The organism is Streptomyces sp. NPDC056296, assembly GCF_042268605.1.
In the GTDB taxonomy this organism is placed as follows: domain Bacteria; phylum Actinomycetota; class Actinomycetes; order Streptomycetales; family Streptomycetaceae; genus Streptomyces.
Map to the genome: position 1 here is coordinate 1 of NZ_JBHJRX010000089.1, position 25,949 is coordinate 25,949.

Genomic DNA, 25,949 nt, shown 5'->3' on the forward strand with positions numbered 1-25,949 from the left:
TTGTCGGCCCGGCTGCCTCTGGATGTCACAGTCTGGTACTCGAACGCTCCGAGGAACACCCGCTCCGACGGATCGCTCATAACTACGGATTAGGCGGTCAGGGAATTGATGGCGATCGTGCCGAGGACCAGGGCGAGCAGCAGGATCGGGCCGAACCAGCCGGGCAGGAGCTGCCGCAGACCGGCCTGCGGGTCCGTCATGTCGACGGCGGTGGCGGCGAGGGCGCCGAGGAAGCAGACGATCACGCCGGGCAGGAAGCCGCCCAGGGCGGTCCAGCCGGCGATCGCTTTGGCGGACGTCGTACGGGGCAGGTAGCGGGAGAAGTCGGCACTGGTGGTGTACGACAGCGGGCCGGCTCCGATGAGGGTGACGCCGGCGATCAGGACCGCCCAGAGGCCGCTGCCGGTGAGCGGTTCGGCCGGTACGTACGCGAAGTCGGTGTGTTGGATCACGCCGACCGCGACGACGGCGAAGGCGGCCGTCAGGGTGAGCGTGATCGGAAGGTACAGCTTCATGATCATGCCGTGGCCGTAGACCCCGATGGTCAGGGTGAGGGCGGCGACGCCCATCACCACGGCCACCTTGACGCCGGTGTTCGCGGTGATGCCGGTCATCTCGACGAGGGCGAAGGCGGCGGTCGCGGCGGCGGCCAGGTTGAGGGCGAAGTAGCAGGCGGAGATCAGCCAGCCGACGATCGCGTTGTTCACGCGGTTGCCGCGGACCCCGTACATCGCCCGCGTGATGACCTCGCTCGGCGCGCCCGCCGCCGGGCCGGATATGGCGAGCAGGCCGGTGAGCAGCCAGAACAGGTTGCCCACCACGATCACCGCGAGGGCCTGCCACAGGGTCAGGCCCATGAGGATCAGGGCGCCGCCGGTCACCAGGTTGAGATAGGTGACGTTGGCCGCCGCCCAGACGGAGAAGAGCTGCCTCGGACTGCCGTGGCGTTCGTGGTCCGGGATGTGGTCGATGCCGTGGGCTTCGACGCGACCCGCCTTTTCGGACGGCGGCTGGAGTGGCGGAGCCTCCTGACGCGCGGCGCCGGTGCCGGGGTGCGGGTCGGGGATCGTGGACGCCATGAGGCTCCTCCGGGGTGCTGGTATCCCACCTGCTTGCTTGTTGGTCGCACACTCAATAGCATGGATTCCATGCCGTCAAGCGTCCCGAACAAGCGAATCCGCAAATCTCCAGCGGCCAGACGTGCGGAAATCGTTGCCGCAGCCTCCGGTGTCGCACTGACCGAAGGTCTGGAGTGCATCACTCTGAGACGGATCGCCGAGGAACTCGACGTCCGCCCGGGGCTGATCAGTCACTACTTCCCAGCGGTGGAGGACCTGGTGGCCGAGGCGTACGGCGACGCCGCCGGCGCCGAGCTCGACGCGCTCCTCCCGGCCGACCTGGCCGGTGCGACACCGACGCGGCATCTGGCACTGTTCTTCGCCCGGGCGACCGGAGCGGCGTTCGACGACATCAGCCGGCTCTGGCTCAACGCCCGGCATCTGAGCCGCTACCGGCCCACGCTGCGCGACCGTGTCGCCGTTCAGGAGGCCGCCTGGCGCGACCGGCTGGAGGCGCTCATCCGCGAAGGTGTGCGGCGGGGCGAGTTCCGCACCGGGGACCCCCTGGTGGCCGCCATCCAGATCCTGGTCGTCCTCGACGGTCTCGGCATGCTCGTCAACAGCGCCGACACCGCTGTCGATCCCCCCGCGGTCCGGCTGATGCCCGTCACCACCGCGGAACGCGAACTCGGCCTGCCCGCAGGCACCCTGGCGATCGCCGACGCCCCGAACCGACCCGCCCCCAAGGAGTGACCGTGCGTACCTCTCTCGTCCTGCTCTCGGCCCGGCTGCTCGATCCGGTCACCGGGGAGTTCCTGCCGCAGACCGCGCTGGCCGCGGCCGACGGCCGGATTTCCGCCCTCGGTGCCGACCGGGACATCCGCCCGCTCGCGGACGCCTCGACCACGGTGGTCGATCTCAAGGGGGCCGTGGTGACGCCCGGCCTGGTGGACGGGCACATCCACCCCGTCTCGGGCGCCGAACTGACCCACGGTCTCGACCTGTCGGGCTGCACCGACATCGGCCAGGTCCGCGAGGCGCTGGCCCGCGCGGTACGGGGCCTCTCCCCCGGCGCGTGGCTGCACGCCTGGGGCCTCGACCCCAACGTCTTCGCCGGCCGCCCCGTCGAGACGGCACCCTTCGACGCCGTACTCGACGGCGTGCCCGCGCTGTTGCTGCTCTTCGACGCGCACTCCATGCTCGCCAGCCGGCGCGCGTTGGAGCTGGCCGGGGTGGCCGGACCGCGCACCTTCGACCAGGCCACGGCGGAGGTGGTGTGCGACGCGGACGGCAGGCCCACCGGCCTGCTGCTGGAGGACGCCGCGTGCGAGCTGGTGGAGCGGATCGCTCCGCAGCCCACGCGCGAGGAGCGCCGCGACCGGCTCGCCTCGGCCCTGCGCGCCATGGCCGCCACCGGCCTGACGGGCGGCCATGTCATGGACGCGAACGGCGACAGCCTCGCCTTCTACGGCGAGCTGGACGAGACGGGGCGGCTGCCGCTGCGGCTGCGGGTGGCCCCGTGGTGCCAGCCCGGCACCGACGCCGAGGGTGTGCGCACGCTGATCGGTCAGCAGGGTGTGGGCGGGCGGCTGTGGCGGACCGCCGGCGTGAAGATCTTCATGGACGGGACGGTCGACAACGGCACCGCCTGGCTGGAACAGCCGGACTGCCACGGCGAGTCCCGGCACGCCTTCTGGCCGGACCCGGAGGAGTACACCCGCGTCGTCGGCGAGCTGCACCGGGCCGGGGTGCCCACGGCCACCCACGCGATCGGCGACGCCGCCGTACGTCATGTGCTCGATGCCGTCGAGAAGGCGCAGGCCGAGGGCGGACGCGGGGTACGGCACCGGGTCGAGCACATCGAGACCGTCCCGGACGACACCCTGCGCCGGTTCGCCGAACTCGGCGTCGTGGCGTCCATGCAGCCCACCCACTGCTGCGACTTCACCCGGGCCGACCACACCGACAACTGGTCCCGCCGACTGGGCGAGCCGCGTGCCTCGCGGGCCTGGCGCTGCCGCGACCTGCACGACTCCGGTGCCGTCGTGGCCCTCGGCTCCGATTGGCCCATCGCCCCCTATCCGCCGCTGGGCGTCATGGCGGGCGCCCGCCACCGCCGGCCGACCCGCGACCTCGGCCGGGACCCGCACGGCCCGGAACAGGCGCTGACGGCACTGGAGGCGCTGCGGGGCATGACCGTCAACGCGGCGTACGCGGCGGGCGAGGAGGACGAGGCCGGCCGGATCGCCGTCGGGCACCGCGCCGACCTGACCGTCCTCGCCGCCGACCCGCTCACCGTGCCGGCCACCGAACTGGCCGATGTGCCGGTGCTGTTGACCGTCCTCGACGGCGACCCGACACATCGTGCCGCGGGTCTGTGATCCGGCGGGAGGGTTGCGGCCCACCCCGTCCTGGGCAGTGGGACGGTGTCCGAGGGATGTGAGGCGAGGGGTGGGCGATGTCGCGGCTGCTGGTGGTGCAGAACGGTCCGGGCGGCGGGCCGGGACGGTTCGGTGACTGGCTGGTCTCGGACGGGCTGTCACTGGACGTGGTCCACGCGTACGCCGGTGCGCCGCTCCCCCGGCGCCTGGCACACGAGGGCGTCATGGTGCTCGGCGGCGGCTATCTGCCCGACGACGACGTCCGCGCGCCCTGGCTCGCGCCCACCCGGGCACTGGTCGCCGAGGCGGTGGAACGGGGCACCCCCGTGTTCGGGATCTGTCTCGGCGGGCAGCTCCTCGCCCACGTAGCGGGAGGAACGGTCCGGGCCGACCACGGCGAACCGGAGTTCGGCAGCACGCCGCTCACCCTGCGGGCGGAGACCGGGAGTGACCCGCTCTTCCGAGGGCTCCCGGAGCGGGTGACGGCGGTCGAGCACCATGTGGACGCCGTCACCGCCCTGCCGCCGGGCGCCGCCTGGCTGATGGAGAGCGAGCGGTGCCCGTACCAGGCGTTCCGGGTCGGCGACCGGGCGTGGGGGGTCCAGTTCCACCCAGAGGCGGGCGCGCACCGGGTCCGGTCGTGGGCTCCGGAGCGGATACGGGCCAAGGGCCTGGACCCCGCGGAACTCTCCCGGCAGGCGGAACGCGACGAGACCGCGGCCGAAGTGGTCTGGCGCGAGGTCGCCCGGCGCTTCGCCACGGTCGTCGGGGCGTGAGGGGCCGGAGGGCCGGGAGGCCGGGAGGCCGGGAGGCCGGGAGGCCGGGAGGCCGGGAGGCCGGGAGGCCGGGAGGCCGGGAGGCCGGGAGGCCGGGAGGCCGCGAGAGCCGGGAGGCCGCGAGAGCCGGGAGGCCGGGAGGCCGGGAGGCCGCGAGAGCCGGGAGGCCGGGAGGCCGCGAGAGCCGGGAGGCCGGGAGGCCGCGAGAGCCGGGAGGCCGGGAGGCCGCGAGAGCCGGGAGGCCGCGAGAGCCGGGAGGCCGGGAGGCCGCGAGAGCCGGAGGGCCGGGAGCGTCGGAGGGTCGGAAGGGTCGTGCGTCAGCCCGTGAAGGCGCCGTTGGCGGTGAAGACCAGTTCGGCGAAGCGTTCGCCGATGCGGCGGTGGGTGGCCGCGTCCGGGTGGAGGTCGTCGGGCAGGGGCAGCTCGGCGGAGTCGGTCTCGCCGTAGAGGTCGCGGCCGTCGAGGTAGTGCAGGTTCGGGTCGTCGGCCGCCCGCTGCTCGACGATCCGGGCCAGCTCGTCCCGGATGACGTTCAGGGTCAGTTTGCCGCTCGCGCGTTCCGCCGGGTCGCCCATGGCCGTGAAGCGCAGTCGCCCCTCGGCGGCGTGGGAGAAGTCGGGGGCGCTGGGGCCGGGGGTGTCCTCGTGGATGGGGCACAGGATGGGCGAGACGACCAGCAGCGGGGTGGTGGGGTGGCCGTCACGGACGGTGTCGAGGAAGCCGTGGACGGCGGGGACGAAGGCACGCAGGCGCATGACGTCCGCGTTGACGATGTTGATGCCGATCTTGAGGCTGATCAGGTCGGCGGGGGTGTCGCGCAGGGCCTGCGCGGTGAAGGGGTCGAGCAGGGCGCTGCCGGCCAGGCCCAGATTGACGAGTTCGACGCCGCCCAGGGAAGCGGCGAGCGCGGGCCAGGTGGTGGTGGGGCTCGCGGCGTCGGAGCCGTGGCTGATCGAGCTGCCGTGGTGCAGCCAGACCCTGCGGTCCGGTTCCGGGGCGGGCTCGACGGGGGCGTTCGTGCGCAGGGCGACGAGTTCGGTGGTCTCGTTGTGCGGCAGCCAGATCTCGATGTCCTTGCGGCCATCGGGCAGGTCCGCGAAGCGGAGGGTGCCGACGGGGCCGGGTTCGACGCCCGCCGTGCCGGTGGTCATGTCGATGGTCAGGGTGTTGCCGCCCGCGACACTGCCCCGGCCCGCCGGGCGGCCGTCGACGAGCAGGTCGTACACGCCGTCCGGGCGCGGCGGGGCGCCGGCGTAGACCCGCTTGGTGGGCAGGGTGTCCAGTTCGAGGGCGGTGGCCCGGGTGCGCAGGGCCAGGCGTACGCCGGAGGGCTGGGACTCGGCCATGGCGAGCTGTCCGTCGGTGTTCCGGGCGCGGGCCCGGGCGGGCAGCCGGTGCGGCAGCAGGCCCTGCTCGGTGCGCTCGAGGTCGAGGGCGCCACGCAGGAGGTCCCGGGTGATCGGCGTGGTGATCCAGTCGTCCGTGGTGTGCATGTCGTCTCCGGCTGTGGTGGTGTGTTCGCCCGCTGTGGTGGTGTGTTCGCTCGCTGGGGTGGCGTGTTCGCTCGCTGGGGTGGCGTGTTCACCAGCTGGGGCGGGTTGGCTCACGCTGCGGGCCAGTTGCGCAGCAGGGCGTCGAGGGCGTCCACGATCCGCGTCCACGTCTCCTGGGTGTCGGGGGCGCTGTGGCTGAAGCCGCCGCCCATCTCCAGACTGACGTAGCCGTGGAAGACGCTGCCCAGGAGTCGGACGGCATGGGTCTGGTCGGGTTCCGTCAAGTCGTAGCCGCGCAGGATGGCCCGGGTCATCTGTGCGTGGCGGACGCCCGCGCTGGCCGCCGCCGTCTCCGGGTCGAGCCGCAGCTGGGCCGCGGCGTATCGGCCGGGGTGTTCCCGGGCGTAGTCGCGGTAGACGTTCGCGAAGGCGGCGAGGGCGTCCTTGCCGGCCCGCCCCGCCAGCGCCGTGGCGCCCCGGTCGGCGAGTTCGGCCAAGGCCAGCAGGGCGATCCGGGTCTTGAGGTCCTGGGAGTTCCTCACGTGCGAGTACAGGCTCGCGACCTTGACGTCGAAGTGCCTGGCCAGCGCGGAGACCGTCACCTGGTCGAACCCGACGTCGTCGGCCAGTTCCGCGCCCGCCTGGACAAGGCGTTCCGTTGTCAGCCCCACCCGCGCCATAATCATCCTCTCGTCGGCCTGGGCTGATTATGCATTTGCCTAAACCTTTTAGGCAACTTAGCCTGAGGCGTATGAGACCGCTGACCGAGAAAGAGATTCGTGCCGCCTTCGTGAACTGCACCAAGGGCGCGGCCAAGCGGCTGTCCGTGCCCCACGATCTGGCCGACCGCCCGTGGGACGACCTGGACTACTTCGGCTGGCGGGATCCCCAGGCCCCGGATCGCGCCTACCTCGTGACCGAACTGGGCGGCCGTCCGACGGCACTCGCGCTGCGCTCCTCCGGCGCCGCCTCCGGGCAGGCGCGCCGCAGCATGTGCTCGATGTGCCTGACCACCCATTCCGGCGGCGTCTCCCTCATGGTCGCGCCGAAGGCGGGCAAGGCCGGGCAGCAGGGCAACTCGGTGGGCGCCTACATATGCAGCGACCTGGCCTGTTCGCTGTATGTGCGTGGCAAACGGGAGGCGGGCGTCGGCGCGCGACTGCACGAAACGATCACACTGGAGGAGAAGATCCGGCGGACCGTGGCGAACGTCGCGGCGCTCGTCGACAAGGTGATCGCATGACGGACGGTCCGCGACGCGTGGCTAGTATCCCGCAATGATCGAAGGCAGGTTGACAAGGTTGCGCGCGCTGCGGTCCGAGGACGCGGCGCATCATCTCCGGTGGCGCAACGATCCGCAGGTGGTGCGCTGGGCGGCTGCCGGCGACCCGTGTTTCGGCCCCGTGACGGCGGAGGCGATCACACTCGCCTTCGACACCATGCTGCGGCTCGGCCCGAGGGAGTCGGCCGTGTTCACCGTCGAGGACACGGCCGACGGCGGGGTGATAGGCATGGTCGACTACCGCGACCTGGACCCGTACGCCGGGGTGGCCACCCTGGGCATCACCATCGGCGAGAGGGAGTTCTGGGGGCGCGGCCACGGGTCGGAGGCGCTGCGGCTGCTCGTGGGCCACCTGTTCGGCGCGTTCGGTCTCAACCGGCTGGAGCTGGACACCTGGAGCGGCAACGAGCGTGCCATGCGCTCCTTCACGAAACCGGGCTTTCGCGAGGAGGGCCGGCTGCGCTCCGCCGTGCTGATGGAGGGGCGGCGCTACGACCGGGTGCTGTTCGGCATGCTGCGCGAGGAGTGGCCGCAGGCCGGGACCGGCGACGACTGACCACCAGCGGTCGAGCACCAGGACGGGGCGGGACGCCCGGGGGCGTCCCGCCCGGGTCGCGGGGCGGTCCGCGTGACCGTAGACAGGAGGCATGAGCGCAGGCAGCGAGGGGACCCCGACGACATGTCCCAGCCTCACCTGGTCACGTTCGGGCACGGCACCGCGGGCCGCGCCGCGCTGGCCGAACTGCTGCGTGGTGCCGACGTCGCCGCCGTGGTCGATGTCAGGACGGCGCCCGGCAGCCGCCGCGACCCCGACCTGCTGCGGGACCGGCTCGCCGGGTGGATGCCCGAGGAGGGCCTCGCCTACCGGTGGGAGCAGCGCCTGGGCGGCTTCCGCAAACCGGTGCCGGACTCGCCCGACGTCATCTGGCGCAACACCTCCTTCCGTGGGTACGCCGGACACACCCGCTCACCGGAGTTCGTCACCGCCCTGGACGAGCTACTGGACCGGACGGCGCGGGAACGCACCGCGGTCATGTGCAGCGAGGCGGTGTGGTGGCGGTGCCACCGACGCCTCATCGCCGACTTCGCCGTCCTGGCCCGCGGCACCCCCGTGGACCACCTCATGCACGACGGCCGCCTGACGGCCCACTCCCCCACCCCTGGTGCGCGACTGCGGACGGACGGTCTCCTCGTCTACGACGACGAGGAGGCGGCGGCGAAGTCGGCCGCGTCGAGGACGGGACGGTCGTAGCGACGAGGCGGAGGCAGAGGACATGCAGCGCAAGGGCGGACGCGGTCGGGACACCGGCGAGCACGACGTGGAGCCGGTCCAGTCGGTCCTCGACGAGCTCTACGCGACGCCGCCGTCCGACTTCGTCGCCCGTCGTGAGGAACACGCCGCGGCCGCCAGAACGGCCGGTCGCAAGGAGGACGCCCGACACATCCACGCCGCCCGTCGGCCCACGCTGGCGGCCTGGGCGGCGAACCTGCTGAGGCGCTCCCGACCGGAGGAGAGCCGGCGGTTCCTGGAGCTGGGGCAGGCGCTGCGCGAGGCACACCGCACCCTGGACGCGGCCGGCCTCAAGGAGCTCTCCGCGCAGCGTCGGCACATCGTGTCCGCCCTGTCCCGGCAGGCCGCCCAGCTCTCCCGCGAGGCCGGGCACCAACTGTCGCAAGCGGCGCAGCGGGAGGTCGAGTCGACCCTGCGCGCTGTCCTCGCGGACCCGGCCGCGGCCGACCAGTGGGCCGGCGGACGCCTGGAGGTTTCCCTCACCCCGCCGTCGGAGTTCCCCTCGGACACCGCCCCGGCCGAACCCGCACCGCGCGAGCGGCCCCGGCCGGACACCCGTCGTCGCGCGCCCGCGGGCCGGGTGCAGGACGAACTCGCCGAGCGGCGCCGCAAACGGCAGGAGGAACTCGCCCGGGCCGAACAGGCCGCGGAGAAGGCCGCGCGGCGACTGAGTGACAGGCGCGCGGAAGAGGCCGACGCCGAGGCGTCACTGCGGCGGACCGACGAGGAACACGACCGGGCACGCGAGGAGGTGTCCGCCGCGGAGCAACGACTGGGGCAGGCACACGAGGAGCTCGACCGTGCCGAGCGGGAGCGGCGGACAGCCGAGGAGCGGAGGCGTACGGCCGCCGACGCGCTGTCCCGGGCCGAGCGGGAGGCACGTGAGACCGCACACGAGGTCGACCGTTTGGCCGGCCGTGTCAGGTAGTAGGGCACTCCGATTGAGTACTCGTACTCATGAGGTGTTTCCCCCCGCCGGGGGAGGCTTGCCGTACCAGCCACCCAGAGGGAGCCAACCGTGCGCACCACCGGCCGAGTTCACCGTCCATCGCACCTGCGCGTCAACCGCACGAAGTGGTCCGTCCCGGGTCTCGCCCTGGCCTGCTTGACCATCGCCGCGATCCTGACCGGCTGCTCCATGCAGGACGCGACCTGCGGCGGCGGCGAGTACCCGGTCATGACCATCGGCAGCACCGGCAGTGCCTGTGTCCCCAACGACGAGGAGCCGCCCGAGGGTTACACCCGTTACCCCGAGGGCAAGGTCCCCGAGCATGTCGGCGACAAGTGGGACACCTACTGGCAGACTCACACCGTCGACAAGGACGGAAACATCGTCGAGGTGCCCGAAGGCCAGTGAGTGGCGGGGTCCGCGCTCCGAACAGGTGCGCGAGTAACTCGCGGCACATACCACGTTGGCGGCCATACGTGGTATACCGGCCCGGCAGCAAACAGGGGAACAACAGGCGCCGTCCGTCCGTACTATCTGTGTGTCAGCACAGCCGGTGGCAGTCTCCAGTTCTCCGCTGCCGGGCGCCGACCGGACATGGTCCCCATGTCCCGCGCCTGATGTCCCGCCGTTCCTCACGAGCCTTCACGGCCGCGAATCGAGGAGAGTCAACACCATGTCCGAGAGCACGATGCAGGCCGCCACCCAACTGGCATCGCAGTACAGCGTCCAGGTGACCGACGACCTGGAGCGCAACATCAAGGAGCAGGAACGCATCAGCGGGGAGATCACCGCTCTGCAGCAGCAGCTGGCCGCGCTGCAGCACGACCACGCCCTGCTGGTGAACATGCAGCAGGCGCTCGGCATCACCTCCCCGCCGGCTCAGTCCGCGACCGCCACGGAGTCCGCTGCCGCGACCGACGCGACCGACGCGACCGACGCGGCCGCCGTCCCCGCTCCCCGGGACAGTGACGCCACGGAGTCGTCCGCCAAGAAGCGGACGCGGAGCGGGAAGACCGCCACCACGCCCAAGCGCGCCGCCGCCCCGAAGTCGGGTGCCAAGCCGGCCCCGAAGGCCGACGCCGCGCCTGCCACCAAGCCGGCCGCCAAGTCGTCCACCAAGGCCGCCAAGAAGCCGGCGGCGAAGAAGACGTCGACGCAGGTCGCCGACCGGCCCACGCTGGTCGAGCTGGTGCGCGACCACCTCGTCGAACAGAGTGAGCCGCGCTCCGCCGCCGAGGTCACCACGGCGCTCGGCCAGGCCAACTCCGGACGCACCATCAAGACCACGGTCGTCCGCACCACCCTCGAGGGTCTCGTCGCCAAGAACCAGGCCCAGCGTTCCAAGCAGGGCACCTCGGTCTACTACACCGCCACGGCGGCACCGGAGGCGAAGCAGAAGCAGGACGCGGGAACGGAGAAGCCGGCCGCGCAGAGCGACAACTGACGGCGCTCGCACCCGACACCGGTGCACGGTCACATCGTCCTCCCCCGTCGTGGCGCGGCGCGCGGTCGCGGGGAAACGGGGCGAGGATCGGTGGATGGGTGTTGTACTGCCGGTGCTCTTCGCACTCCTCGCCGCGTTCAGCAACGCGCTGGCCACGGTGCTCCAGCGGCGTGCCGCGCTGAGTGTGCCGCAGACCCAGGGCTTCCGCCCGGGGCTGGTGCTCGACCTGTTGCGGCGGCCGGTCTGGATCGGCGGCATGCTGGCCGTCGTCGTCGCCGGTGTGGGGCAGGCGGTGGCTCTGGCGACGGGGCCACTGTCACTCGTACAGCCGTTGTTCGTGCTGGAGCTTCCCCTGGCCCTGCTGCTGGCCTCGCTGATGACCGGCCGCCACATGACCCACGTCATGTGGCTCGCCGTGGGCGGGGTGGTCGTCGGGCTCGGTGTCGCGCTGGCGTCGGCCGCGCCGGACGGCGGCGAGGCCGACGTGCCCCTGGATCGGTGGGTGCCCGCGCTGGTGGCCTGCGCCGTGGCGGCCGTACTGCTGACCGCGGCCGGTCTGAAGCGCCCAGTGGGCAAGGCCCGCGCCGGTTGTCTCGGTGCGGCCACCGCGGTGTGCTACGCCCTGACGGCCGCTCTGATGAAGGACTCCATGCGCGTCCTGGACACCGACGGCGTGGTCGGCTTCCTGACCACGTGGCAGACGTACGGTTTCGCCACGGCCGGTGTGGGTGCCGTGCTCCTGCTGGAGCACGCCATGCAGGGCGGCCCCCTCGTCGCCTCCCAGCCCGCCCTCACCCTGGGGGACGCCGCGGTGAGCCTCCTGCTCGGCGTCGTCCTCTACCAGGAGGACGTGCGCGCCGGCTGGTGGATCGTGCCGCAGTTGCTCGGTGTCGCCCTGATCGTGGTGGGTGTCCTCACCCTCGCCCGGCGCGGCATCGACCTGCGCACCGGCCAGTGAGCGCGCCTGAACCGGGTTGGCGTGAGCGGCATGGACCACCACGTGGGACGGCCGCGCGCCGAGCGGGCCCGGCAGCTGGCCGATGTGCTGCGGCAGCGGAGGCGAACAAGATGCCCGAAGCCACCATGTGATGCACAGTGGTCGCAATCGCTCGGCGACCCAGAGGGACGGCATGTCACAGGCCGCTGCTTCCGACACCGACGGGGAATCCCCGCCGGCCGCCAAGCTGCCGCTGTTCACCCTGACGGCCATGGTCGTCGGGTCGATGGTGGGCGCCGGGGTGTTCTCACTGCCGGGGCGGTTCGCCGAGGAGACCGGCGTCGCGGGGGCGCTGATCGCCTGGGCGATCGCCGGCACGGGCATGCTGATGCTGGCCTTCGTCTTCCAGTCCCTCGCCGTACGCAGACCCGACCTCGACGCCGGTGTGTACGCGTACGCCAAGGCCGGCTTCGGTGAGTACCTGGGCTTCTTCGCCGCCTTCGGCTACTGGGCCAGCACCTGCGTCGGCAACGTGACCTACTGGGTCCTCATCATGTCGACCATCGGATCGATCTGGCCGGGCCTCAGCGACGGGGACACCGCCCTCGCGGTCGTCCTGTCCTCGGTCGGGCTGTGGGCGTTCTTCTGGATGATCCGGCGCGGTGTGAAGGAAGCGACCGCCATCAACAAGGTCGTCACGGTGGCCAAGCTCGTACCCATCGTGATCTTCGTGATCCTGGCCCTGGTGTACTTCCGGCCGAGCGTGTTCGCCGACAACTTCGGCGGCGCGGACTACGCCGGTTCCCTGTTCTCGCAGGTGCGCGGCACCATGCTGGCCACCGTGTTCGTCTTCCTCGGCGTGGAGGGCGCCAGCGTCTACTCGCGGCACGCGGGGCGCCGGTCCGACGTGGGCAGGGCGACGGTGCTGGGCTTCCTCAGCGTGTTCGCCGTCTTCGCGTCGGTGACCATCGTGTCGTACGGCATCATGCCGATGGCCGAGATCGCCGACCTGCGCCAGCCGTCCATGGCGGGCGTCCTGGAGGAGGCCGTCGGCACCTGGGGCAGGGTGTTCATCAGCGTCGGTCTGATCGTGTCGGTGCTGGGCGCGTATCTGGCCTGGACGTTGATGGCGGCGGAGGTGCTCTTCGTCGCGGCCAAGGACGACGACATGCCGCGCTTCCTGCGCCGCGCCAACGCCGTCGACGTGCCCGTGCCGGCGCTGCTGATGACCTCGCTGCTCACCCAGGTGGTGCTGATCGCCACCAGTTTCTCGGACGATGCCTTCAACTTCGCGCTCAACCTGACCAGCGCGCTCTCGCTGATCCCGTATCTGCTGGCGGCGGGGTTCGCGGTGCGGATCGGCAGCCGGGACGACCCGCGGACCGAGGGCGGCCGCACCTCGCGGCGCGAGCTGACGTGCGCGGTCGTCGCGACGCTGTACACCGCGTTCCTGCTGTACGCGGCCGGCCTGAAGTTCGTACTGGTGTCCTTCATCCTCTACGCCCCGGCGACCGCCCTGTTCGTGATGGCCCGCCGGGAACAGGGCCGGCGGCTGTTCTCGCCCGGGGAACTCGTCGTCCTGGCCGTCTCCGTGGTGGGCGCCGTGCTCGGCCTCGTCGCCCTGGCGGCCGGGTGGATCAGCCTGTGAGTCATCTTCAAGGAGGCCGTGTGAACAGCAACGAGAGCGCCGTGATGCCCGCGCTCGGCGTCCACTCCGAGGTCGGCAGGCTGCGCAAGGTTCTGGTGTGTTCCCCCGGCCTGGCGCACCGGCGCCTCACCCCCACCAACTCCGACGACCTGCTCTTCGACGACGTGATGTGGGTGGAGAACGCCCAGCGCGACCATGCCGCGTTCGTCGGCGAACTGCGCCGGCGCGGGGTGGAGGTGGTGGAGCTGCACGACCTGCTGGCGCAGATCATGGCCATCCCGGAGGCGAAGGCATGGCTCCTGGACCGGAAGATCGTCGCCAACCAGGTCGGTATCGGCCTCATCGACGCGACCCGCGCCTACGTGGAGACGCTGTCGCCCAGGGAACTGGCCGAGTACCTCGTCGGCGGGCTCGCCACCGGCGACCTGCCCGAGGACTTCCGCTCCCCGCACCTCACGCTCGCCCGCGAATCCACCGGCGCGCGCGAGTACCTGATGCCGCCCCTGCCCAACACGCTGTACACCCGCGACACGACCTGCTGGCTGTACGGCGGGCTCACCCTCAACCCGCTGTACTGGCCCGCGCGGCACGACGAGACACTGCTGATGAAGGCGATCTACACCTTCCACCCCGACTTCAAGGGCTCGACGGTGTGGTGGGGCGACCCGGAACAGGACTGGGGTCAGGCCACCTTCGAGGGCGGTGACATCATGCCGGTGGGCAACGGAGTCGTCCTCATGGGCATGAGCGAGCGCACCTCGCGGCAGGCCATCACCCAGGTCGCCGCCGCACTGTTCCGCAACGGCGCCGCCGAGCACGTCGTCGTCGCCGGGATGCCGAAGCTGCGGTCCGCCATGCACCTCGACACGGTCTTCACCTTCGCCGACCGCGACGTGGTGACCCTCTACCCGCGGATCATGGACGGGGTGCACACCTTCTCGCTGCGCCCCGGTGACCGGGCACCCGGCTTCGACATCGTCGACGAGGGCACCACTCCCTTCGTGGACGTCGTCGCCAAGGCGCTCGGGCTGTCCTCGCTGCGGGTGGTGGAGACGGGCGGCGACGCCTACGCCTCCGAACGCCAGCAGTGGGACAGCGGCAACAACGCCGTCGCGGTGGAACCCGGCGTGGTGTTCACCTATGACCGCAACACCCTCACCAACGCCCTGCTGCGCGAGGCCCGCATCGAGGTCGTCACCATCGTGGGCGCGGAACTGGGCCGGGGCCGCGGCGGCGGTCACTGCATGACGTGCCCGCTGGTACGGGATCCCGTCGACTTCTGAGCGCGCACCCCCTCCCGTAGGCAGCACGCCCCACGTCACCGGCAGAAGCCGTACGCCTGCTCCAGCCACCGGTGCAGTGCCGTGTGCACGCTGCCGGGTAGCTCGCTGAGCTGTGCGATGGCGGCACGGTCCCCGGTGGAGGGCGCGATGCCCGCAGCGGTCAGGAGGGCGAGCAGGTCCAGGCGGCGCAGGTCGACGGGGTCGATGCGGCTGGGGACGCGTTCGGCCGGGTTGGGCGGCTGGAGCAGGAAGTCGCCCTGGGCGTCGCGGGAGCGCGAGCGCGCCGGGTCGGCGGCAGTCGGGGCAGTCATCGTGTGCATACCGCGGTCCTCCACTTGATGGGTCGCCGTTCTTGACGGCATGAGACACCGGGGCGGCGACGGTGGTTGCGGACCGGCCCGAGGACCACACGGTGGATGCAATCGGCGCCTTATCGCACGATCCGGCCCGGCACGGGCGCCAGCCGGTAGGCGTTCCCGTGGCCGACGACACGGCCCGCGGTGGGCGGCGGGAAGTGGGTGCCCAGCACCAGGGTTTCCGTGCCGGCCAGCGAGGCGAGCAGCGTACGCCGGGTCGACTCGGCCAGCGCCGGGTCGATGTCCACGCAACTGCCCATCGCGGGGTGGGCGAACTGCACGGGATGGTGGACGCAGTCCCCGGTGATCAGCGCGTCGGCGCCAAAGCCGCCCACCCGTACGGCGATGTGGCCCGGCGTGTGTCCCGGGGTCGGCAGGAGTCGCAGGCCGGGCGCCACGTCGACGCCTTCGGCGGGAACGTCGACCACGTCGAGCAGTCCGGCCTCCTCCACCGGGTGCACGGAGTCGCGGAACATCTGACGCCGGGGCTCGTCCATGGCGTGTCCGGCCCAGAAGTCGCGCTCGGTGCGGGAGACGACGTAGCGGGCGTTCGGGAAGGTGGGCACCCAGGCGCCGTCCGTCCTCCTCGTGTTCCAGCCGACGTGGTCGGTGTGGAGGTGGGTCAGGATCACCAGGTCGACGGTGTCCGGGGGGAACCCCGCCTCGGTGAGCCGCTCCAAGTAGTCGGTCCGCAGGTCGTGCCACGCCGGGTTCGCCCGCGTCTTGCCGTTGCCGATGCCGGTGTCGACGAGGACGCGCAGCCCACCCGCGGTCAGGGCGAAGCTGTGGCTGCCGAGACGCAGGACGCCGGCGTCGTCCGCGAAGTCGGGGTGCAGCCAGTCCTCTCGGGTGACCACGTCCGGGGTGGCTCCGGGCAGCAGCCAGGGCCCGGTCGCGGGCGGCAGGAGAGTCTCGTCGATGCGGTGGACGGTGGTGTCGCCCACGGTCCAGGACGGGGTGCGCATGTCGGGTGCCGCCTTTCACTGAGCCCTAAAGCTATTGGTTTGCGTTTGGCCACCGTAGAACCTAGGGTCCTCTAACGCAAACCGTTGGCTTTAAGTGAGGAGCGGGCCGTATGCCCACCCCTGAAGAGGACCGCCGTGCCGTGGTGGCGGCCACCGCCCGCCACATCCACACCGTCGTCTCGGTGCTGCGGGAGCTGGACTTCGGCGACACCCCGCCCGCCGCGGCCTTCCACCCGGGCCATCCGGACCGTCCCGCGAAGGAGGCGCGACATGCCGCCGTATGAGCTGTCCCTGGCCGCCGCCGCGGAGGCGATCCGCACCCGGCGGCTCTCCCCGGTCGAACTGGTCGACTCGGTCCTGGACCGCGCCCAGGAGGTACAGCCGGACCTCGGCGCGTACGTGGCGCTGACCGCGGACCGGGCCCGCCGCTCGGCTCGCGAGGCGGAGCGGGAGGTGGCGGACGGCCGTGTCCGCGGCCCGCTGCACGGCGTTCCCATGGGACTGAAGGATCTGATCGACGTCGCCGGTACGGCGACCACGGCGAGTTCCCGGGTCCGCGCCGGGCACCGCGCGCAGGCCGACAGCGCGGTCGCGGCGCGCCTGGCGGCGGCCGGCGCGGTGCTGGCCGGCAAGACCCACACCCACGAGTTCGCCTACGGTCTGACCACGCCCCAGACACGCAACGCCCGGGACCGGAGCCGGGTCGCGGGCGGCTCCAGCGGCGGCTCCGCCGTCGCGGTGGCGGCGGGAGCGGCCACCTTCGCGCTCGGCACCGACACCGGCGGATCGATCCGGGTGCCCGCCGCGCTGAACGGCGTCGTCGGCCTCAAGCCGACGTACGGGCTCGTGCCCCGGCACGGTGTGACGTCGCTGTCCTGGTCGCTGGATCACGTGGGCCCCCTCGCCCGCACCGTCGAGGACGCCGCACTGGTCCTGACCGACCTGGTCGGCCACGACCCGCGCGACCCGGCCTCCCTGCCCGCTCCCGCGGCTGACTACCTGCCCACCGCGGGAACCGACCTGACCGGGCTGCGCGTCGGCGTGCCGAGCACCTACTACTTCGATCACGTCGACCCGGAGGTCGAGACCGCCGTCCGGTACGCGGTCCGGAGGCTGGCGGATCTCGGCGCACGGCTCGTCGACGTGGAAATCCCGATGGCGCGCTACGTGCAGGCGACACAGTGGGGCCTGATGGTCCCCGAGGCCACCGCCTACCACGAGCGGACACTGCGTACCTCCCCCGACCTGTACGAGGAGGACGTCCGGGTCCTGCTGGAGGCCGGGGAGCTGATGTCCGCCGGGGACCATCTGCGGGCCCAGCGCGCCCGGACTCTGATGCGGCAGGAGTGGGCCCGCATGTTCCAGGAGGTCGACGTCCTCGCCGCCCCGACCGTCCCGGCCACCGCCGTACCGGCCGAACAGACCTCTCTGACCTGGTCCGACGGTACGGTGGAGAGCGTCTCCGACGCCTACGTCCGGCTCTCCGCGCCGGCCAACATCACCGGCGTCCCCGCGCTGACCGTTCCGGTGGGCGCGGACAGGGCAGGGCTGCCGATCGGCATGCAGCTGCTCGGGCGCCCGTTCGACGAGGCCACCCTGCTCCGGGTCGGCCACGCCTACGAACGGAGCGACGCTTGACGCAAGAACGTTGCTTTAAGGTGTGGGCATGAGTCCCAGACCGATGGCCCGCCCGGGCGGGCGCAGCGCCCGGGTCCAGGAGTCGGTGCACACCGCCGTACGTGAGCTGACCACCGAGGTGGGCCGCGACGCGCTGACGGTGCCGATGGTCGCCGCGCGCGCCGGGGTCACCCCCTCGACCGTCTACCGCCGCTGGGGGGACCTCCAGGAACTGCTGTCGGACGTGGCCGTCGAGCGCCTGCGACCGGACACCGCCCCGGAGGACCACGGCGATCTGCACGCCGACCTGACGGCCTGGGCCGAGCAGTTCCTCGACGAGATGGCCTCTCCCCCGGGCCGCGCCTACATCCGCGACGCCCTGCTGGGCGATCCGGACGGCACCAACGCGGGCCGGTGCTCCGCCTACGCCGCCGAGCAGGTCGACGTCGTCCTCGCCCGCGCGGCCGGCCGCGGGGAGGCGGTGCCCGACACCGAAACGGTCGTCGACCGCGTCGTCGCGCCCATCATGTACCGCATTCTGTTCCGCCCGGGCCGGCTCGACGACGCCTATGCGCGCCGACTGGTGGCCGGGCTGCTCGGCGCACCGGAGTAGCGCCCGCCACGTCTCCCCGACCCGGGCGCTGCTCCGTACGAGTGGTGCGTCACCCGACACGGTCGTACGGTCGGTACGGGGAAAGGGAGAGCGGAGCCAAGCGACCCCGAGACGGCCGGGAGCAGACATGGGCAGAAACCCGATGAGGGCAGCGGTCACGCTCTGTGCCGCCGCCACGCTCGCAGTACCCCTGGGCACGGCCTCCGCCGCACCGTCGACGGAACACACGACACGGACACAGCAGACGCCGGACCCCGTGCTGGTCAACTGCTCCTCGCAGCCGGAGGTACGGCCCGAGGCGTTCCTGCTCGCCTGCGGGGACGGCAACAGCCGCCTGGTCTCGCTGCACTGGTTCCGCTGGGACGCGAACGCCGCGGTGGGCCGGGGCTCCAACGCCATCAACGACTGCGACCCCTACTGCGCCGCGGGCACGTTCCACTCGTATCCCGTGACCGTCCGGCTCGACCAGCCGCGGGCCTGGGAGAAGGATCCGGGCGAGCGGCACTACACCCGGATGACCCTGACCTACACCGACGGCAGGCCGGACGGATACCCCCGCGTGGTGACCTACCCCCTGACGTCCTGACGGCCCCCGCGGTCAGTCCGGGAGCGCCAGCCGGCAGGTGTCGCCAGGCTGGAGGCGCACCGCGCGGTCCGGCAGCCGGACGTCGATGGGGAGGGGGCCGGCCGACGGCACGGCGATCTCCAGCCTGCCGTGCTCCAGCCGGAGTCGTACGCCCCAGTGGCCCTGGTAGCGGATGGAGAACCCGTACGACGACAGTTCCGGCAGCGGCACCGGGTCCAGCCACAGGGCGCCCGCGCGGGTCTCCAGCCCGGTCAGGCCGCGCTGGACCAGGTCGAGAGTGCCGGCCATCGCGCCGAGGTGGATGCCCTCGCCGGTGGTGCCGCCCTGGAGGTCGGCGACGTCGCCCTTGAGCGCCTCCTGGCAGAACGCCCAGGCCTCGGCGCGGCGGGCGCGGGCCAGGATCCAGCCGTGGACGAGTCCGCTGAGGGTGGAGCCGTGGCTGGTGCGGGCCAGGTAGTAGTCGACGGTGCGCTGCCAGGTCCCCTCGTCCAGGCGGTATCCCAACCGGTCGAACAGCCACCGGAGTTCTCCCGGGGAGAACAGGTAGCCCAGCATCAGTACGTCGGCCTGCTTGGACGCCTGGTAGTTGTTGACGCTGTCGTGCTCGGCCTCCAGGATGCGGTCGAGGCGCCGGATGTCGCCGTACCGCTCGCGGTAGCCCTCCCAGTCGAGTTCGGCGAGGTCGCCGAAGCCGTCGAACTGGCTGACGACGCCCTCGTGGAAGGGGACGTGGAGGGTGCGGGAGACGTCCGCCCACTGTTCGAGTTCGCCGTCGTCCAGGGCGGTGCGCTCGACGAGTTCGCGGCGGCGGGGCTCGGGCAGGGTGCTCAGGACCTCCAGGGTGCGGGTCAGGACCCAGGCGGCGGTGACGTTGGTGTACGCGTTGTCGTCGAGGCCCGGTTCGACGGCGCCGGGGTAGGCCTCGTGGTACTCGTCGGGGCCGACGACGCCCCGGATGCGGTGCCGCCCCAGGTGCTCGTCCCACGTGGCGGAGTCCGCCCAGAAGCGCGCGATCTGCAGCAGCATCTCGGCGCCCTTGGTGTGCAGGAACTCGGCGTCGCCGCTGGCCTCGCAGTACTGCCACACGTTGTACGCGATCGCCGAACCCACATGGTGCTGGAGGTGCGAGTGGTCGGGGAGCCAGCGGCCCGAGTGCGGGTTCAGGTGCAGTTGCTGGGTCTCCTCGCGTCCGTCGCTGCCGCTCTGCCACGGGTACAGGGCGCCGCGCCTGCCGATCGCGCGGGCCGCGGCGCGGGCCCGTTCCAGGCGGCGGTGCCGGTAGTGGAGCAGGGCCCGGGACACCTCGGGGAAGTGCAGGTTGAGGTAGGGCAGGACGAACAGCTCGTCCCAGAAGACATGTCCGCGGTAGGCCTCCCCGTGCAGCCCGCGCGCCGGTACGCCCACGTCGAGGTCGGCGGTGTGCGGGGAGAGGGTCTGCAGCACGTGGAAGAGGTGCAGGCGCAGGATGCTGCCCGCCTCGCCGGGTACGTCGAGTTCGGCGCGGCGCCACAGCTGGCCCCAGGCCGTCCGGTGCGACACCAGCAGCGCGTCGAAGCCGGGGGCGTCGGTCACCCGGTCGACGGCGGCCTGCAGCGGGTCGCTGATCGCCGGGTCGCGTGAGGTGTGCAGGGCCACGATCTTGTCGACGGTGACGGTGCGGCCCGGCTTCGCACGCAGGGTCGCGCGCTGGGTGACCCGCAGGTGTTCCCGTGCCGGTGTGACCGGCGCGTCGGCCGTCGTGCGGGCCGCCAGGCCGACCCGGATGTCCGAGGTGCGGGTGCGGCAGCGCAGCCACACCGTGCCGTCGTCGGCGCTGCCGGTGTGCACGTGGGTCAGGTGGCGGCCCTCCAGGTCCCGGTAGCGCGGCACCCCGGAGTTGGTGACGCCGCCGTCGAGGGCCGCCTCCACGTCGAGGTCCGCCGTGCCCGCGTCGACCGTGAACTCCGTGCGCATCGCGGCGAGATGGGGATCGGCCATGTGCACCAGCCGCAGCTGGCGCACGGACAGCACACGTCCCCCGCCGAGCCCGAAGCGGGTGCGGCGCTCCAGCGTGCCCGAGTCCAGGTGCACGGTCTGGCGGTGGTCGAGTACGTCGGCGGTGTCCGGCGTGAGCCAGTCCCCTCCGGCGACCCGGAAGCGCAGCGGCAGCCAGTTCGGGAGGTTGACCATGTCTTCGTTCTCGACCTCTCGCCCGGCGACGGTGGAGGTGAGCCGGTTGTAGCAGCCTGCCACGTAGGTGCCCGGATAGTGCACGTCGTCCGCGGCGCACTCGGGCAGCGCGCCGCGGGTGGCGAAGTAGCCGTTGCCGAGCGTGCACAGCGACTCCCGCAGCCGCTCCTCCGCGGCGTCGTAATGGTCGTAGTCCCAGGTCGAGGGCGTCGCGGTCACCGCGAGCCCGCCCAGGACCAGTCGGCGACCTCGGGCAGGTCCACTCCGTGTTCGCGGATCCAGTCGTGGTGGCGCAGCCTGGCGTCCTCCATCCGCTGCCGTACGGCCGCCGCGCGCACGGCGAGGCCGGGCACCCGGTCGATGACGTCCATGACCAGGCGGTAGCGGTCCATGTCGTTGCCGACCACCATGTCGAAGGGCGTGGTGGTGGTCCCGATCTCCTTGTAGCCGCGCACGTGCAGATGTGCGTGGCCGGTGCGCCGGTAGGCGAGCCGGTGGATCAGCCAGGGGTAGCCGTGGTACGCGAAGATGACCGGCTTGTCGGCGGTGAACAGGCCGTCGTACTCGAAGTCGCTCATGCCGTGCGGGTGTTCCTCGCTGGGCAGCAGCCGGGCGATGTCGACGACGTTGACCACGCGTAGGGCGAGTTCCGGCAGGTGGCGGCGGACGAGCTGGGCGGCGGCCAGTACCTCCTGGGTCGGGACGTCGCCCGCGCAGGCGAGCACCACGTCGGGATCGCGGCTGCCGTCCTCGGTGCCGGCCCAGTCCCAGATGCCGGCGCCGCGCGCGCAGTGCACCCGGGCCTGCTCCATGGACAGCCAGTCGAAGCAGGGCTGCTTGCCGGCGACGATCACGTTGACGTAGTCGCGGCTGCGCAAGGCGTGGTCGGCGACGGTGAGCAGGGTGTTGGCGTCCGGCGGCAGGTAGACCCGTACGGCCTCGGGGCTCTTGTTGAGGATGTGGTCGACGAAGCCGGGGTCCTGGTGGGAGAAGCCGTTGTGGTCCTGGCGCCACACATGGGAGGTGAGCAGGTAGTTGAGGGAGGCGATGGGGGCGCGCCAGGGCAGGCGACGGGTCACGCGAAGCCATTTGACGTGCTGGTTGACCATCGAGTCGACGATGTGGACGAAGGCCTCGTAGCAGGAGAACAGTCCGTGCCGACCGGTGAGGAGGTAGCCCTCCAGCCAACCCTGGCAGGTGTGTTCGGAGAGGATCTCCATCACGCGGCCGTGCCGGTCGAGGTTCTCGTCGACGGGCAGCGTGCGTTCCTGCCAGGCCTTGCCGCTGGCGCCGTAGACGGCCTGGAGGCGGTTGGAGGCGGTCTCGTCGGGGCCGACGAGGCGGAAGTCGCGCCGGTCGGCGGTGGCGGCCATGACGTCCGCCAGCAGGTCGCCCAGCACCTGGGTGGGTTCGTGCGTGCTCGCGCCGGGTTCGTCGACGGTGACGGCGTACTTCTCCAGGGGCGGCAGGGGCAGCTCGCGCAGCAGCAGCCCGCCGTTGGCGAAGGGGCCGGCGCCCAGTCGGCGCGCGCCCTCGGGGACGGCGGCGAGGACGGCGGGTCGTGGGGCTCCGGCGTCGTCGAACAGTTCCTCGGGCCGGTAGGAACGGAGCCATTGCTCCAGTTGCCTCAGGTGTTCCGGGTTGGTCCGTACGGCGGACAGGGGGACCTGGTGGGCGCGCCAGGTGTTCTCCACGGGCAGGCCGTCGACCTCGGCCGGGCCGGTCCAGCCCTTGGGCGTGCGCAGCACGATCACCGGCCAGCGGGGGCGGTCGCCGGCGCCGTCCTCGCGGGCGGCGCGCTGGATGGCGGCGATGCGGTCCAGGGCGGTGTCCATGGCGTGGGCCATGGTGCGGTGGACGGCGGCCGGTTCGTCGCCGGTGACGTGGATCGGGTCGTGGCCGTAGCCGCGCAGGAGTTCGTCGAGTTCGGCCTCGGGGAGGCGGGCGAGCACCGTCGGGTTGGCGATCTTGTAGCCGTTGAGGTGCAGGACCGGCAGGACGGCGCCGTCGTTGACCGGGTCGAGGAACTTGTTGGAGTGCCAGGAGGTCGCCAGCGGGCCGGTCTCCGCCTCGCCGTCGCCGATCACGCAGGCGACCAACAGGCCGGGGTGGTCGAAGGCGGCGCCGTAGGCGTGCGAGAGCGAGTAGCCGAGCTCGCCGCCCTCGTGGATCGAGCCCGGCGTCTCGGGCGCGACGTGGCTCGGCACGCCGCCGGGGAACGAGAACTGCTTGAACAGGCGGCCCATTCCGCTCGCGTCCCGGGTGATGTCCGGATAGGTCTCGGTGTACGAACCCTCCAGCCACGAGTTGGCCAGTACGGCGGGCCCGCCGTGTCCGGGGCCCCAGATGCACAGGGCGTCGATGTCCCGGGCCTTGATCACCCGGTTGAGGTGGGTGTGGACCAGGTTGAGGCCGGGCGAGGTGCCCCAGTGGCCGAGCAGGCGCGGCTTGACGTGCTCGGGGCGCAGTGGCTCGGTCAGCAGGGGATTGGCCATCAGGTAGATCTGGCCGACGGAGAGGTAGTTCGCGGCGCGCCAGTGGGCGTCCAGACCGGCGAGCTCCTCGTCCGTGAGCCCGGAGGGCGCCTGCTGCGTGTCTGCGGACATCGGTGGTCCTTTCCGTGTCGGGACAGCGGTTCGGGCCGGGTGGGCGCGGGTGCCCCGTGCACATCCCAACCCTGCGCGGCCCTGTCGGGTACCCGACAGGGCCGTTCGGGTCACGTCGGTTCCCGAACGGGGCCGCCGGCCGTCAGCCGCCTTGACGCGTACCCGAAGCCGCCCGGACGAGCGTGCCGACCACCGTGGTGCGGGCGGGCCGGGGGCCACGGAGCGCGGGTCCGCGTACGGCGTCCCCGCGCGGCTCGGCACGGGCGGCGCCCTGGTCGACGGGGACGACGCACATGGCGAGGTCGTCGAGGGGCCGGGCGTCCGCCGGGGAGCGGGCCGCATGGGGCGCCGGACGCGGCGCACCTTCCGACGCCCCCCGGCGCGCCACGCGGGCCGCACGCCGCTGCCGGAGTGCGCGGTGCGGCACCACTTCGACGAAGTAGCCCGGGACCCGCTGACCGGTTTCGCCTTCCATCGGGCCCTCGCCGCCAACCGTCGCGTGGGACCGGCCGCGCGACGCGGCTCGCGGCGGGCGTCGCCGAAAGGGTCGTCATACCCGGCGGCGTACGCGGCGGCCCCTCGCCGCCGAGCAGGCCCCGACCTCGACGCCGGCCACACTGACAGGGGCCTGGCCGCGTCCCGGAAGGGCGGTGCGTGAACACGTGCCGCACGGCCGCCACCGGCGCCGACCCCGGTGCCGACCGCGCTGATGCACCGTGTACCCCAACTTCTGCGCCGCACGCAGGAGTTGCTCATGTTCTGTGACCAGCCCCCGGTGCGCCCGGCCCCGCGCGATCGGAGCCCACGATTCCGCGGTCCCCCGTGGACGCCGGCTCACGCGCCCTCGGCCGCGGCCAGGCGTGCGGCGACCCGGACGGCCGTCTCGCGCAGCCAGATGTGGGCCGCGTCGTGTGTGTGCACGGGATGCCACCACAAGGCCTCGCGCAGCGGCACGGCCTCGTAGGGCGGCGGCAGGACCCGCACGGAGGCGACGGCGGCGAACAGCCGGGCCAGGCGCGCCTGCACCAGGGCCACCCGGCGGGTCCCGGCGACCAGCAGCGGCAGCAGCTGGAAGCTGTCGACCGAGATCTCGACGCGCGGTTCGATGCCGAGCATCCCGAGCTGCCGCACGGCGGGGGCGTCGTAGGTGCGCTGGTAGGTCACCCACGGCAGCCGGGCGAGGTCCTGACGGGTGAGCCGGTCGCCGACCTCGGGGTGGTCCTGGGCGACGACGAAGACCCACCGGTCGTCGTCCGTTACTTCGTCGACCTCCGCTCCCCCGGCGAGTACGCCGGCGGTCACCTCCCCGGCGCGCACAACGTTCCGCTGGAGCGGCTCGACGAGGCCGCGGGCGCCCTGGCGGCGGCCGCCGCACGCGGGCCGCTGCTGCTCGTGTGCGCCTCCGGGGCCCGCACGCCGTGGGCCATGGAACGGCAGGTGCGCCTCGCCGCCGGATCGCTCGTCGCCGCCGGCTTCCTGGCGGACCGCGGCCGGCGTCCCGCGCACTGGCTGTCCGGCGCGAACGGCACGGGCCTGGTCTTCTCGGGGGTGTCCAACACCTGCGGCATGGCCGCCGTGCCGGCCAGGCTGCCGCACAACCGGCCCGTCGGGGACGCCGTCCTGTTCGAGGAGACGCCGGCGCGCCTGGAGGGTCTGAGAAACCTAATTTTGCACGACGTGCATCTTTGCATACCATGCAACTTATGTCGGAGAAGAGTGCCGCGGCGGGCGGTCTGCGGGAGCGGAAGAAGCGGGCCACACGTGCCGCCCTCACCGAAGCCGCGGTACGCCTCGCCGCCGAACACGGAGCGGAGAAGGTCACCGTCGAGGCGATCAGCGCCGCGGCCGGTGTGTCGGTGCGAACCTTCTTCAACTACTTCGACACCCGCGACGACGCCTTCGTCGTCATCGACGTCGACGCGGGCGTACGCCTGCGGCGCGCCGTACTCGACGCACCGGCCGGGCTCTCCCCGCTGGAAGCCCTGCGCGAAGCCATGGCGGCGGAGCTCGCCGAGGCGGAGCAGCACCACGAGCTGTGGCGACTGCACGCCGAGGTGCTGCATGCCTCACCGCACCTCCTGGCCCGCGGCGTCGGGGCGCACATGGCGGCCGAGGCGGACCTGGCCGAAGCCATCGCCGAACGCCTCCACGGCGCCGGGGGCGGCGATGGGCCCGGGGCCGGCGAGGGACGGCGCGCGGCGCCGGGCCTCTACCCGCGACTGCTGGCCTCGGTGGCGAACGCCGCGGTGCGGACCAGCATGGACCACTGGTCCGCCCATCAGGAGGATGCCGCCTTCCTCGACGTGTTCCACGAGGTGTTCGCCCTCCTCGCCGCCGGTCTCCCGGCACCTCCCGCGTAGCCTCCGCGCCGGGCTCGCGCGACCCATCAGACCACCACCGAAAGAGATTCCCAATCATGGTGTCAAGCCGGGGTGGTGACGCCTTGTGACCAGGTCATGCCGCTGCGGCAACAGCGGGTTGAGGCGTGACGGCTT

At 72.3% G+C, this 25,949-nt stretch carries 24 protein-coding genes and 3 pseudogenes; 18 read left to right on the top strand and 9 right to left on the bottom strand.

Annotated features, from left to right (window positions below; genetic code table 11):
- Positions 1 to 92: 92 nt before the first annotated feature.
- Positions 93 to 1,079: pseudogene (locus tag ACFCZF_RS38145) on the bottom strand (purine-cytosine permease family protein); the annotation flags it as partial.
- Positions 1,080 to 1,148: 69 nt separating this feature from the next.
- On the opposite strand from ACFCZF_RS38145, the gene ACFCZF_RS38150 reads away from it, so the two are divergent.
- The 3 genes from ACFCZF_RS38150 to ACFCZF_RS38160 all read left to right on the top strand — a co-directional run bounded on the left by ACFCZF_RS38150 (position 1,149) and on the right by ACFCZF_RS38160 (position 4,215).
- Entirely contained in the window at positions 1,149 to 1,811 is a 663-nt protein-coding gene (locus tag ACFCZF_RS38150) for a TetR/AcrR family transcriptional regulator (protein ID WP_376675568.1), read from the top strand.
- Between the two features lie 2 nt (positions 1,812 to 1,813).
- A complete protein-coding gene (locus ACFCZF_RS38155) occupies positions 1,814 to 3,439 on the top strand; it encodes an amidohydrolase (RefSeq protein ID WP_376675569.1) in 1,626 nt (541 codons plus the stop codon).
- 77 nt (positions 3,440 to 3,516) lie between these two features.
- Positions 3,517 to 4,215 carry a type 1 glutamine amidotransferase gene (locus tag ACFCZF_RS38160; protein ID WP_376675570.1) on the top strand — a complete coding sequence of 233 codons (699 nt, stop codon included), beginning with the start codon at positions 3,517 to 3,519 and terminating at the stop codon, positions 4,213 to 4,215.
- A 317-nt stretch (positions 4,216 to 4,532) separates the two neighbouring features.
- Here ACFCZF_RS38160 and ACFCZF_RS38165 read toward each other — a convergent pair whose 3' ends face one another.
- Positions 4,533 to 5,708, bottom strand: coding sequence for a GDSL-type esterase/lipase family protein (locus ACFCZF_RS38165; protein ID WP_376675571.1), 1,176 nt, complete (start codon positions 5,706 to 5,708; stop codon positions 4,533 to 4,535).
- Positions 5,709 to 5,818: 110 nt separating this feature from the next.
- Positions 5,819 to 6,388, bottom strand: a complete 570-nt coding sequence (locus ACFCZF_RS38170) for a TetR/AcrR family transcriptional regulator (protein ID WP_376675572.1) — start codon at positions 6,386 to 6,388, stop codon at positions 5,819 to 5,821.
- A gap of 71 nt (positions 6,389 to 6,459) precedes the next feature.
- Between ACFCZF_RS38170 and ACFCZF_RS38175 the strand changes: the two genes are divergently transcribed.
- The 9 genes from ACFCZF_RS38175 to ACFCZF_RS38215 all read left to right on the top strand — a co-directional run bounded on the left by ACFCZF_RS38175 (position 6,460) and on the right by ACFCZF_RS38215 (position 14,542).
- The gene (locus ACFCZF_RS38175) at positions 6,460 to 6,951 is read left to right on the top strand and encodes an FBP domain-containing protein (protein WP_376675573.1); all 492 of its coding nucleotides are present in this window, start codon (positions 6,460 to 6,462) and stop codon (positions 6,949 to 6,951) included.
- Positions 6,952 to 6,985: 34 nt separating this feature from the next.
- Positions 6,986 to 7,546: a GNAT family N-acetyltransferase gene (locus ACFCZF_RS38180; protein WP_376675574.1), complete on the top strand. Its 561-nt coding sequence runs from the start codon at positions 6,986 to 6,988 to the stop codon at positions 7,544 to 7,546.
- A gap of 123 nt (positions 7,547 to 7,669) precedes the next feature.
- Entirely contained in the window at positions 7,670 to 8,242 is a 573-nt protein-coding gene (locus tag ACFCZF_RS38185) for a DUF488 family protein (protein ID WP_376675575.1), read from the top strand.
- A 22-nt stretch (positions 8,243 to 8,264) separates the two neighbouring features.
- On the top strand, positions 8,265 to 9,209 hold the full coding sequence (locus ACFCZF_RS38190) for a hypothetical protein (RefSeq protein WP_376675576.1): 945 nt from the start codon (positions 8,265 to 8,267) through the stop codon (positions 9,207 to 9,209).
- 90 nt (positions 9,210 to 9,299) lie between these two features.
- Positions 9,300 to 9,638 carry an SCO0607 family lipoprotein gene (locus ACFCZF_RS38195; RefSeq protein WP_376675577.1) on the top strand — a complete coding sequence of 113 codons (339 nt, stop codon included), beginning with the start codon at positions 9,300 to 9,302 and terminating at the stop codon, positions 9,636 to 9,638.
- Positions 9,639 to 9,903: 265 nt separating this feature from the next.
- Entirely contained in the window at positions 9,904 to 10,674 is a 771-nt protein-coding gene (locus ACFCZF_RS38200; protein WP_376675578.1) for a hypothetical protein, read from the top strand.
- Between the two features lie 94 nt (positions 10,675 to 10,768).
- Positions 10,769 to 11,632, top strand: a complete 864-nt coding sequence (locus ACFCZF_RS38205; RefSeq protein ID WP_376675579.1) for a DMT family transporter — start codon at positions 10,769 to 10,771, stop codon at positions 11,630 to 11,632.
- A 172-nt stretch (positions 11,633 to 11,804) separates the two neighbouring features.
- Positions 11,805 to 13,259, top strand: a complete 1,455-nt coding sequence (locus ACFCZF_RS38210) for a basic amino acid/polyamine antiporter (RefSeq protein ID WP_376675580.1) — start codon at positions 11,805 to 11,807, stop codon at positions 13,257 to 13,259.
- A gap of 44 nt (positions 13,260 to 13,303) precedes the next feature.
- Positions 13,304 to 14,542: an arginine deiminase gene (locus ACFCZF_RS38215; protein ID WP_376675590.1), complete on the top strand. Its 1,239-nt coding sequence runs from the start codon at positions 13,304 to 13,306 to the stop codon at positions 14,540 to 14,542.
- Between the two features lie 35 nt (positions 14,543 to 14,577).
- Here the strand turns inward: ACFCZF_RS38215 and ACFCZF_RS38220 are convergent, their stop codons facing one another.
- Both ACFCZF_RS38220 and ACFCZF_RS38225 read right to left on the bottom strand, forming a co-directional pair.
- Positions 14,578 to 14,862, bottom strand: a complete 285-nt coding sequence (locus ACFCZF_RS38220; protein ID WP_376675581.1) for a hypothetical protein — start codon at positions 14,860 to 14,862, stop codon at positions 14,578 to 14,580.
- Between the two features lie 110 nt (positions 14,863 to 14,972).
- The gene (locus tag ACFCZF_RS38225; protein ID WP_375910563.1) at positions 14,973 to 15,863 is read right to left on the bottom strand and encodes an MBL fold metallo-hydrolase; all 891 of its coding nucleotides are present in this window, start codon (positions 15,861 to 15,863) and stop codon (positions 14,973 to 14,975) included.
- 110 nt (positions 15,864 to 15,973) lie between these two features.
- Here ACFCZF_RS38225 and ACFCZF_RS38230 point away from each other — a divergent pair, with 110 nt between their 5' ends.
- The 4 genes from ACFCZF_RS38230 (at position 15,974) to ACFCZF_RS38245 (ending at position 18,679) form a co-directional block, all read left to right on the top strand.
- On the top strand, positions 15,974 to 16,147 hold the full coding sequence (locus tag ACFCZF_RS38230) for a hypothetical protein (RefSeq protein ID WP_376675582.1): 174 nt from the start codon (positions 15,974 to 15,976) through the stop codon (positions 16,145 to 16,147).
- Positions 16,134 to 17,501 (top strand): amidase, encoded by a 1,368-nt coding sequence (locus ACFCZF_RS38235; protein WP_376675583.1) that lies wholly within the window; start codon positions 16,134 to 16,136, stop codon positions 17,499 to 17,501. The genes ACFCZF_RS38230 and ACFCZF_RS38235 overlap by 14 nt, the downstream gene beginning before the upstream one ends.
- 28 nt (positions 17,502 to 17,529) lie before the next feature.
- Positions 17,530 to 18,093, top strand: coding sequence for a TetR/AcrR family transcriptional regulator (locus ACFCZF_RS38240; protein ID WP_376675584.1), 564 nt, complete (start codon positions 17,530 to 17,532; stop codon positions 18,091 to 18,093).
- 127 nt (positions 18,094 to 18,220) lie between these two features.
- Complete coding sequence (locus tag ACFCZF_RS38245; protein WP_376675585.1) at positions 18,221 to 18,679, top strand: hypothetical protein; 459 nt, start codon at positions 18,221 to 18,223, stop codon at positions 18,677 to 18,679.
- A 12-nt stretch (positions 18,680 to 18,691) separates the two neighbouring features.
- Here ACFCZF_RS38245 and ACFCZF_RS38250 read toward each other — a convergent pair whose 3' ends face one another.
- The 4 genes and pseudogenes from ACFCZF_RS38250 to ACFCZF_RS38265 form a co-directional block, all read right to left on the bottom strand.
- Positions 18,692 to 21,067, bottom strand: coding sequence for a glycoside hydrolase family 65 protein (locus ACFCZF_RS38250; RefSeq protein WP_376675586.1), 2,376 nt, complete (start codon positions 21,065 to 21,067; stop codon positions 18,692 to 18,694).
- Positions 21,064 to 23,454: a phosphoketolase gene (locus ACFCZF_RS38255; RefSeq protein ID WP_376675587.1), complete on the bottom strand. Its 2,391-nt coding sequence runs from the start codon at positions 23,452 to 23,454 to the stop codon at positions 21,064 to 21,066. The genes ACFCZF_RS38250 and ACFCZF_RS38255 overlap by 4 nt, the downstream gene beginning before the upstream one ends.
- Positions 23,455 to 23,596: 142 nt before the next feature.
- Positions 23,597 to 23,929 (bottom strand): hypothetical protein, encoded by a 333-nt coding sequence (locus ACFCZF_RS38260; RefSeq protein WP_376675588.1) that lies wholly within the window; start codon positions 23,927 to 23,929, stop codon positions 23,597 to 23,599.
- A 359-nt stretch (positions 23,930 to 24,288) separates the two neighbouring features.
- Positions 24,289 to 24,705 (bottom strand): annotated as a pseudogene (locus ACFCZF_RS38265) (LysR substrate-binding domain-containing protein); the annotation flags it as partial.
- On the opposite strand from ACFCZF_RS38265, the pseudogene ACFCZF_RS38270 reads away from it, so the two are divergent.
- Both ACFCZF_RS38270 and ACFCZF_RS38275 read left to right on the top strand, forming a co-directional pair.
- Positions 24,670 to 25,101, top strand: a pseudogene (locus ACFCZF_RS38270) (rhodanese-like domain-containing protein); the annotation flags it as partial. The pseudogenes ACFCZF_RS38265 and ACFCZF_RS38270 sit on opposite strands and share 36 nt — an antisense overlap.
- Before the next feature lie 47 nt (positions 25,102 to 25,148).
- Entirely contained in the window at positions 25,149 to 25,814 is a 666-nt protein-coding gene (locus ACFCZF_RS38275) for a TetR family transcriptional regulator (RefSeq protein WP_376675589.1), read from the top strand.
- Positions 25,815 to 25,949 lie beyond the last annotated feature (135 nt).

What these genes read in the sequence shown, in the direction of transcription:
- ACFCZF_RS38150 (WP_376675568.1), top strand. Translation starts at nt 1,149, where the DNA reads ATGCCGTCAAGCGTCCCGAACAAGCGAATCCGCAAATCTCCAGCGGCC.
- ACFCZF_RS38160 (WP_376675570.1), top strand. Translation starts at nt 3,517, where the DNA reads ATGTCGCGGCTGCTGGTGGTGCAGAACGGTCCGGGCGGCGGGCCGGGA.
- ACFCZF_RS38165 (WP_376675571.1), bottom strand. Translation starts at nt 5,708, where the DNA reads ATGCACACCACGGACGACTGGATCACCACGCCGATCACCCGGGACCTC.
- ACFCZF_RS38170 (WP_376675572.1), bottom strand. Translation starts at nt 6,388, where the DNA reads ATGGCGCGGGTGGGGCTGACAACGGAACGCCTTGTCCAGGCGGGCGCG.
- ACFCZF_RS38175 (WP_376675573.1), top strand. Translation starts at nt 6,460, where the DNA reads ATGAGACCGCTGACCGAGAAAGAGATTCGTGCCGCCTTCGTGAACTGC.
- ACFCZF_RS38180 (WP_376675574.1), top strand. Translation starts at nt 6,986, where the DNA reads ATGATCGAAGGCAGGTTGACAAGGTTGCGCGCGCTGCGGTCCGAGGAC.
- ACFCZF_RS38185 (WP_376675575.1), top strand. Translation starts at nt 7,670, where the DNA reads ATGTCCCAGCCTCACCTGGTCACGTTCGGGCACGGCACCGCGGGCCGC.
- ACFCZF_RS38190 (WP_376675576.1), top strand. Translation starts at nt 8,265, where the DNA reads ATGCAGCGCAAGGGCGGACGCGGTCGGGACACCGGCGAGCACGACGTG.
- ACFCZF_RS38200 (WP_376675578.1), top strand. Translation starts at nt 9,904, where the DNA reads ATGTCCGAGAGCACGATGCAGGCCGCCACCCAACTGGCATCGCAGTAC.
- ACFCZF_RS38205 (WP_376675579.1), top strand. Translation starts at nt 10,769, where the DNA reads ATGGGTGTTGTACTGCCGGTGCTCTTCGCACTCCTCGCCGCGTTCAGC.
- ACFCZF_RS38210 (WP_376675580.1), top strand. Translation starts at nt 11,805, where the DNA reads ATGTCACAGGCCGCTGCTTCCGACACCGACGGGGAATCCCCGCCGGCC.
- ACFCZF_RS38215 (WP_376675590.1), top strand. Translation starts at nt 13,304, where the DNA reads ATGCCCGCGCTCGGCGTCCACTCCGAGGTCGGCAGGCTGCGCAAGGTT.
- ACFCZF_RS38220 (WP_376675581.1), bottom strand. Translation starts at nt 14,862, where the DNA reads ATGCACACGATGACTGCCCCGACTGCCGCCGACCCGGCGCGCTCGCGC.
- ACFCZF_RS38225 (WP_375910563.1), bottom strand. Translation starts at nt 15,863, where the DNA reads ATGCGCACCCCGTCCTGGACCGTGGGCGACACCACCGTCCACCGCATC.
- ACFCZF_RS38230 (WP_376675582.1), top strand. Translation starts at nt 15,974, where the DNA reads ATGCCCACCCCTGAAGAGGACCGCCGTGCCGTGGTGGCGGCCACCGCC.
- ACFCZF_RS38235 (WP_376675583.1), top strand. Translation starts at nt 16,134, where the DNA reads ATGCCGCCGTATGAGCTGTCCCTGGCCGCCGCCGCGGAGGCGATCCGC.
- ACFCZF_RS38240 (WP_376675584.1), top strand. Translation starts at nt 17,530, where the DNA reads ATGAGTCCCAGACCGATGGCCCGCCCGGGCGGGCGCAGCGCCCGGGTC.
- ACFCZF_RS38245 (WP_376675585.1), top strand. Translation starts at nt 18,221, where the DNA reads ATGGGCAGAAACCCGATGAGGGCAGCGGTCACGCTCTGTGCCGCCGCC.
- ACFCZF_RS38255 (WP_376675587.1), bottom strand. Translation starts at nt 23,454, where the DNA reads ATGTCCGCAGACACGCAGCAGGCGCCCTCCGGGCTCACGGACGAGGAG.
- ACFCZF_RS38260 (WP_376675588.1), bottom strand. Translation starts at nt 23,929, where the DNA reads ATGGAAGGCGAAACCGGTCAGCGGGTCCCGGGCTACTTCGTCGAAGTG.
- ACFCZF_RS38275 (WP_376675589.1), top strand. Translation starts at nt 25,149, where the DNA reads ATGCAACTTATGTCGGAGAAGAGTGCCGCGGCGGGCGGTCTGCGGGAG.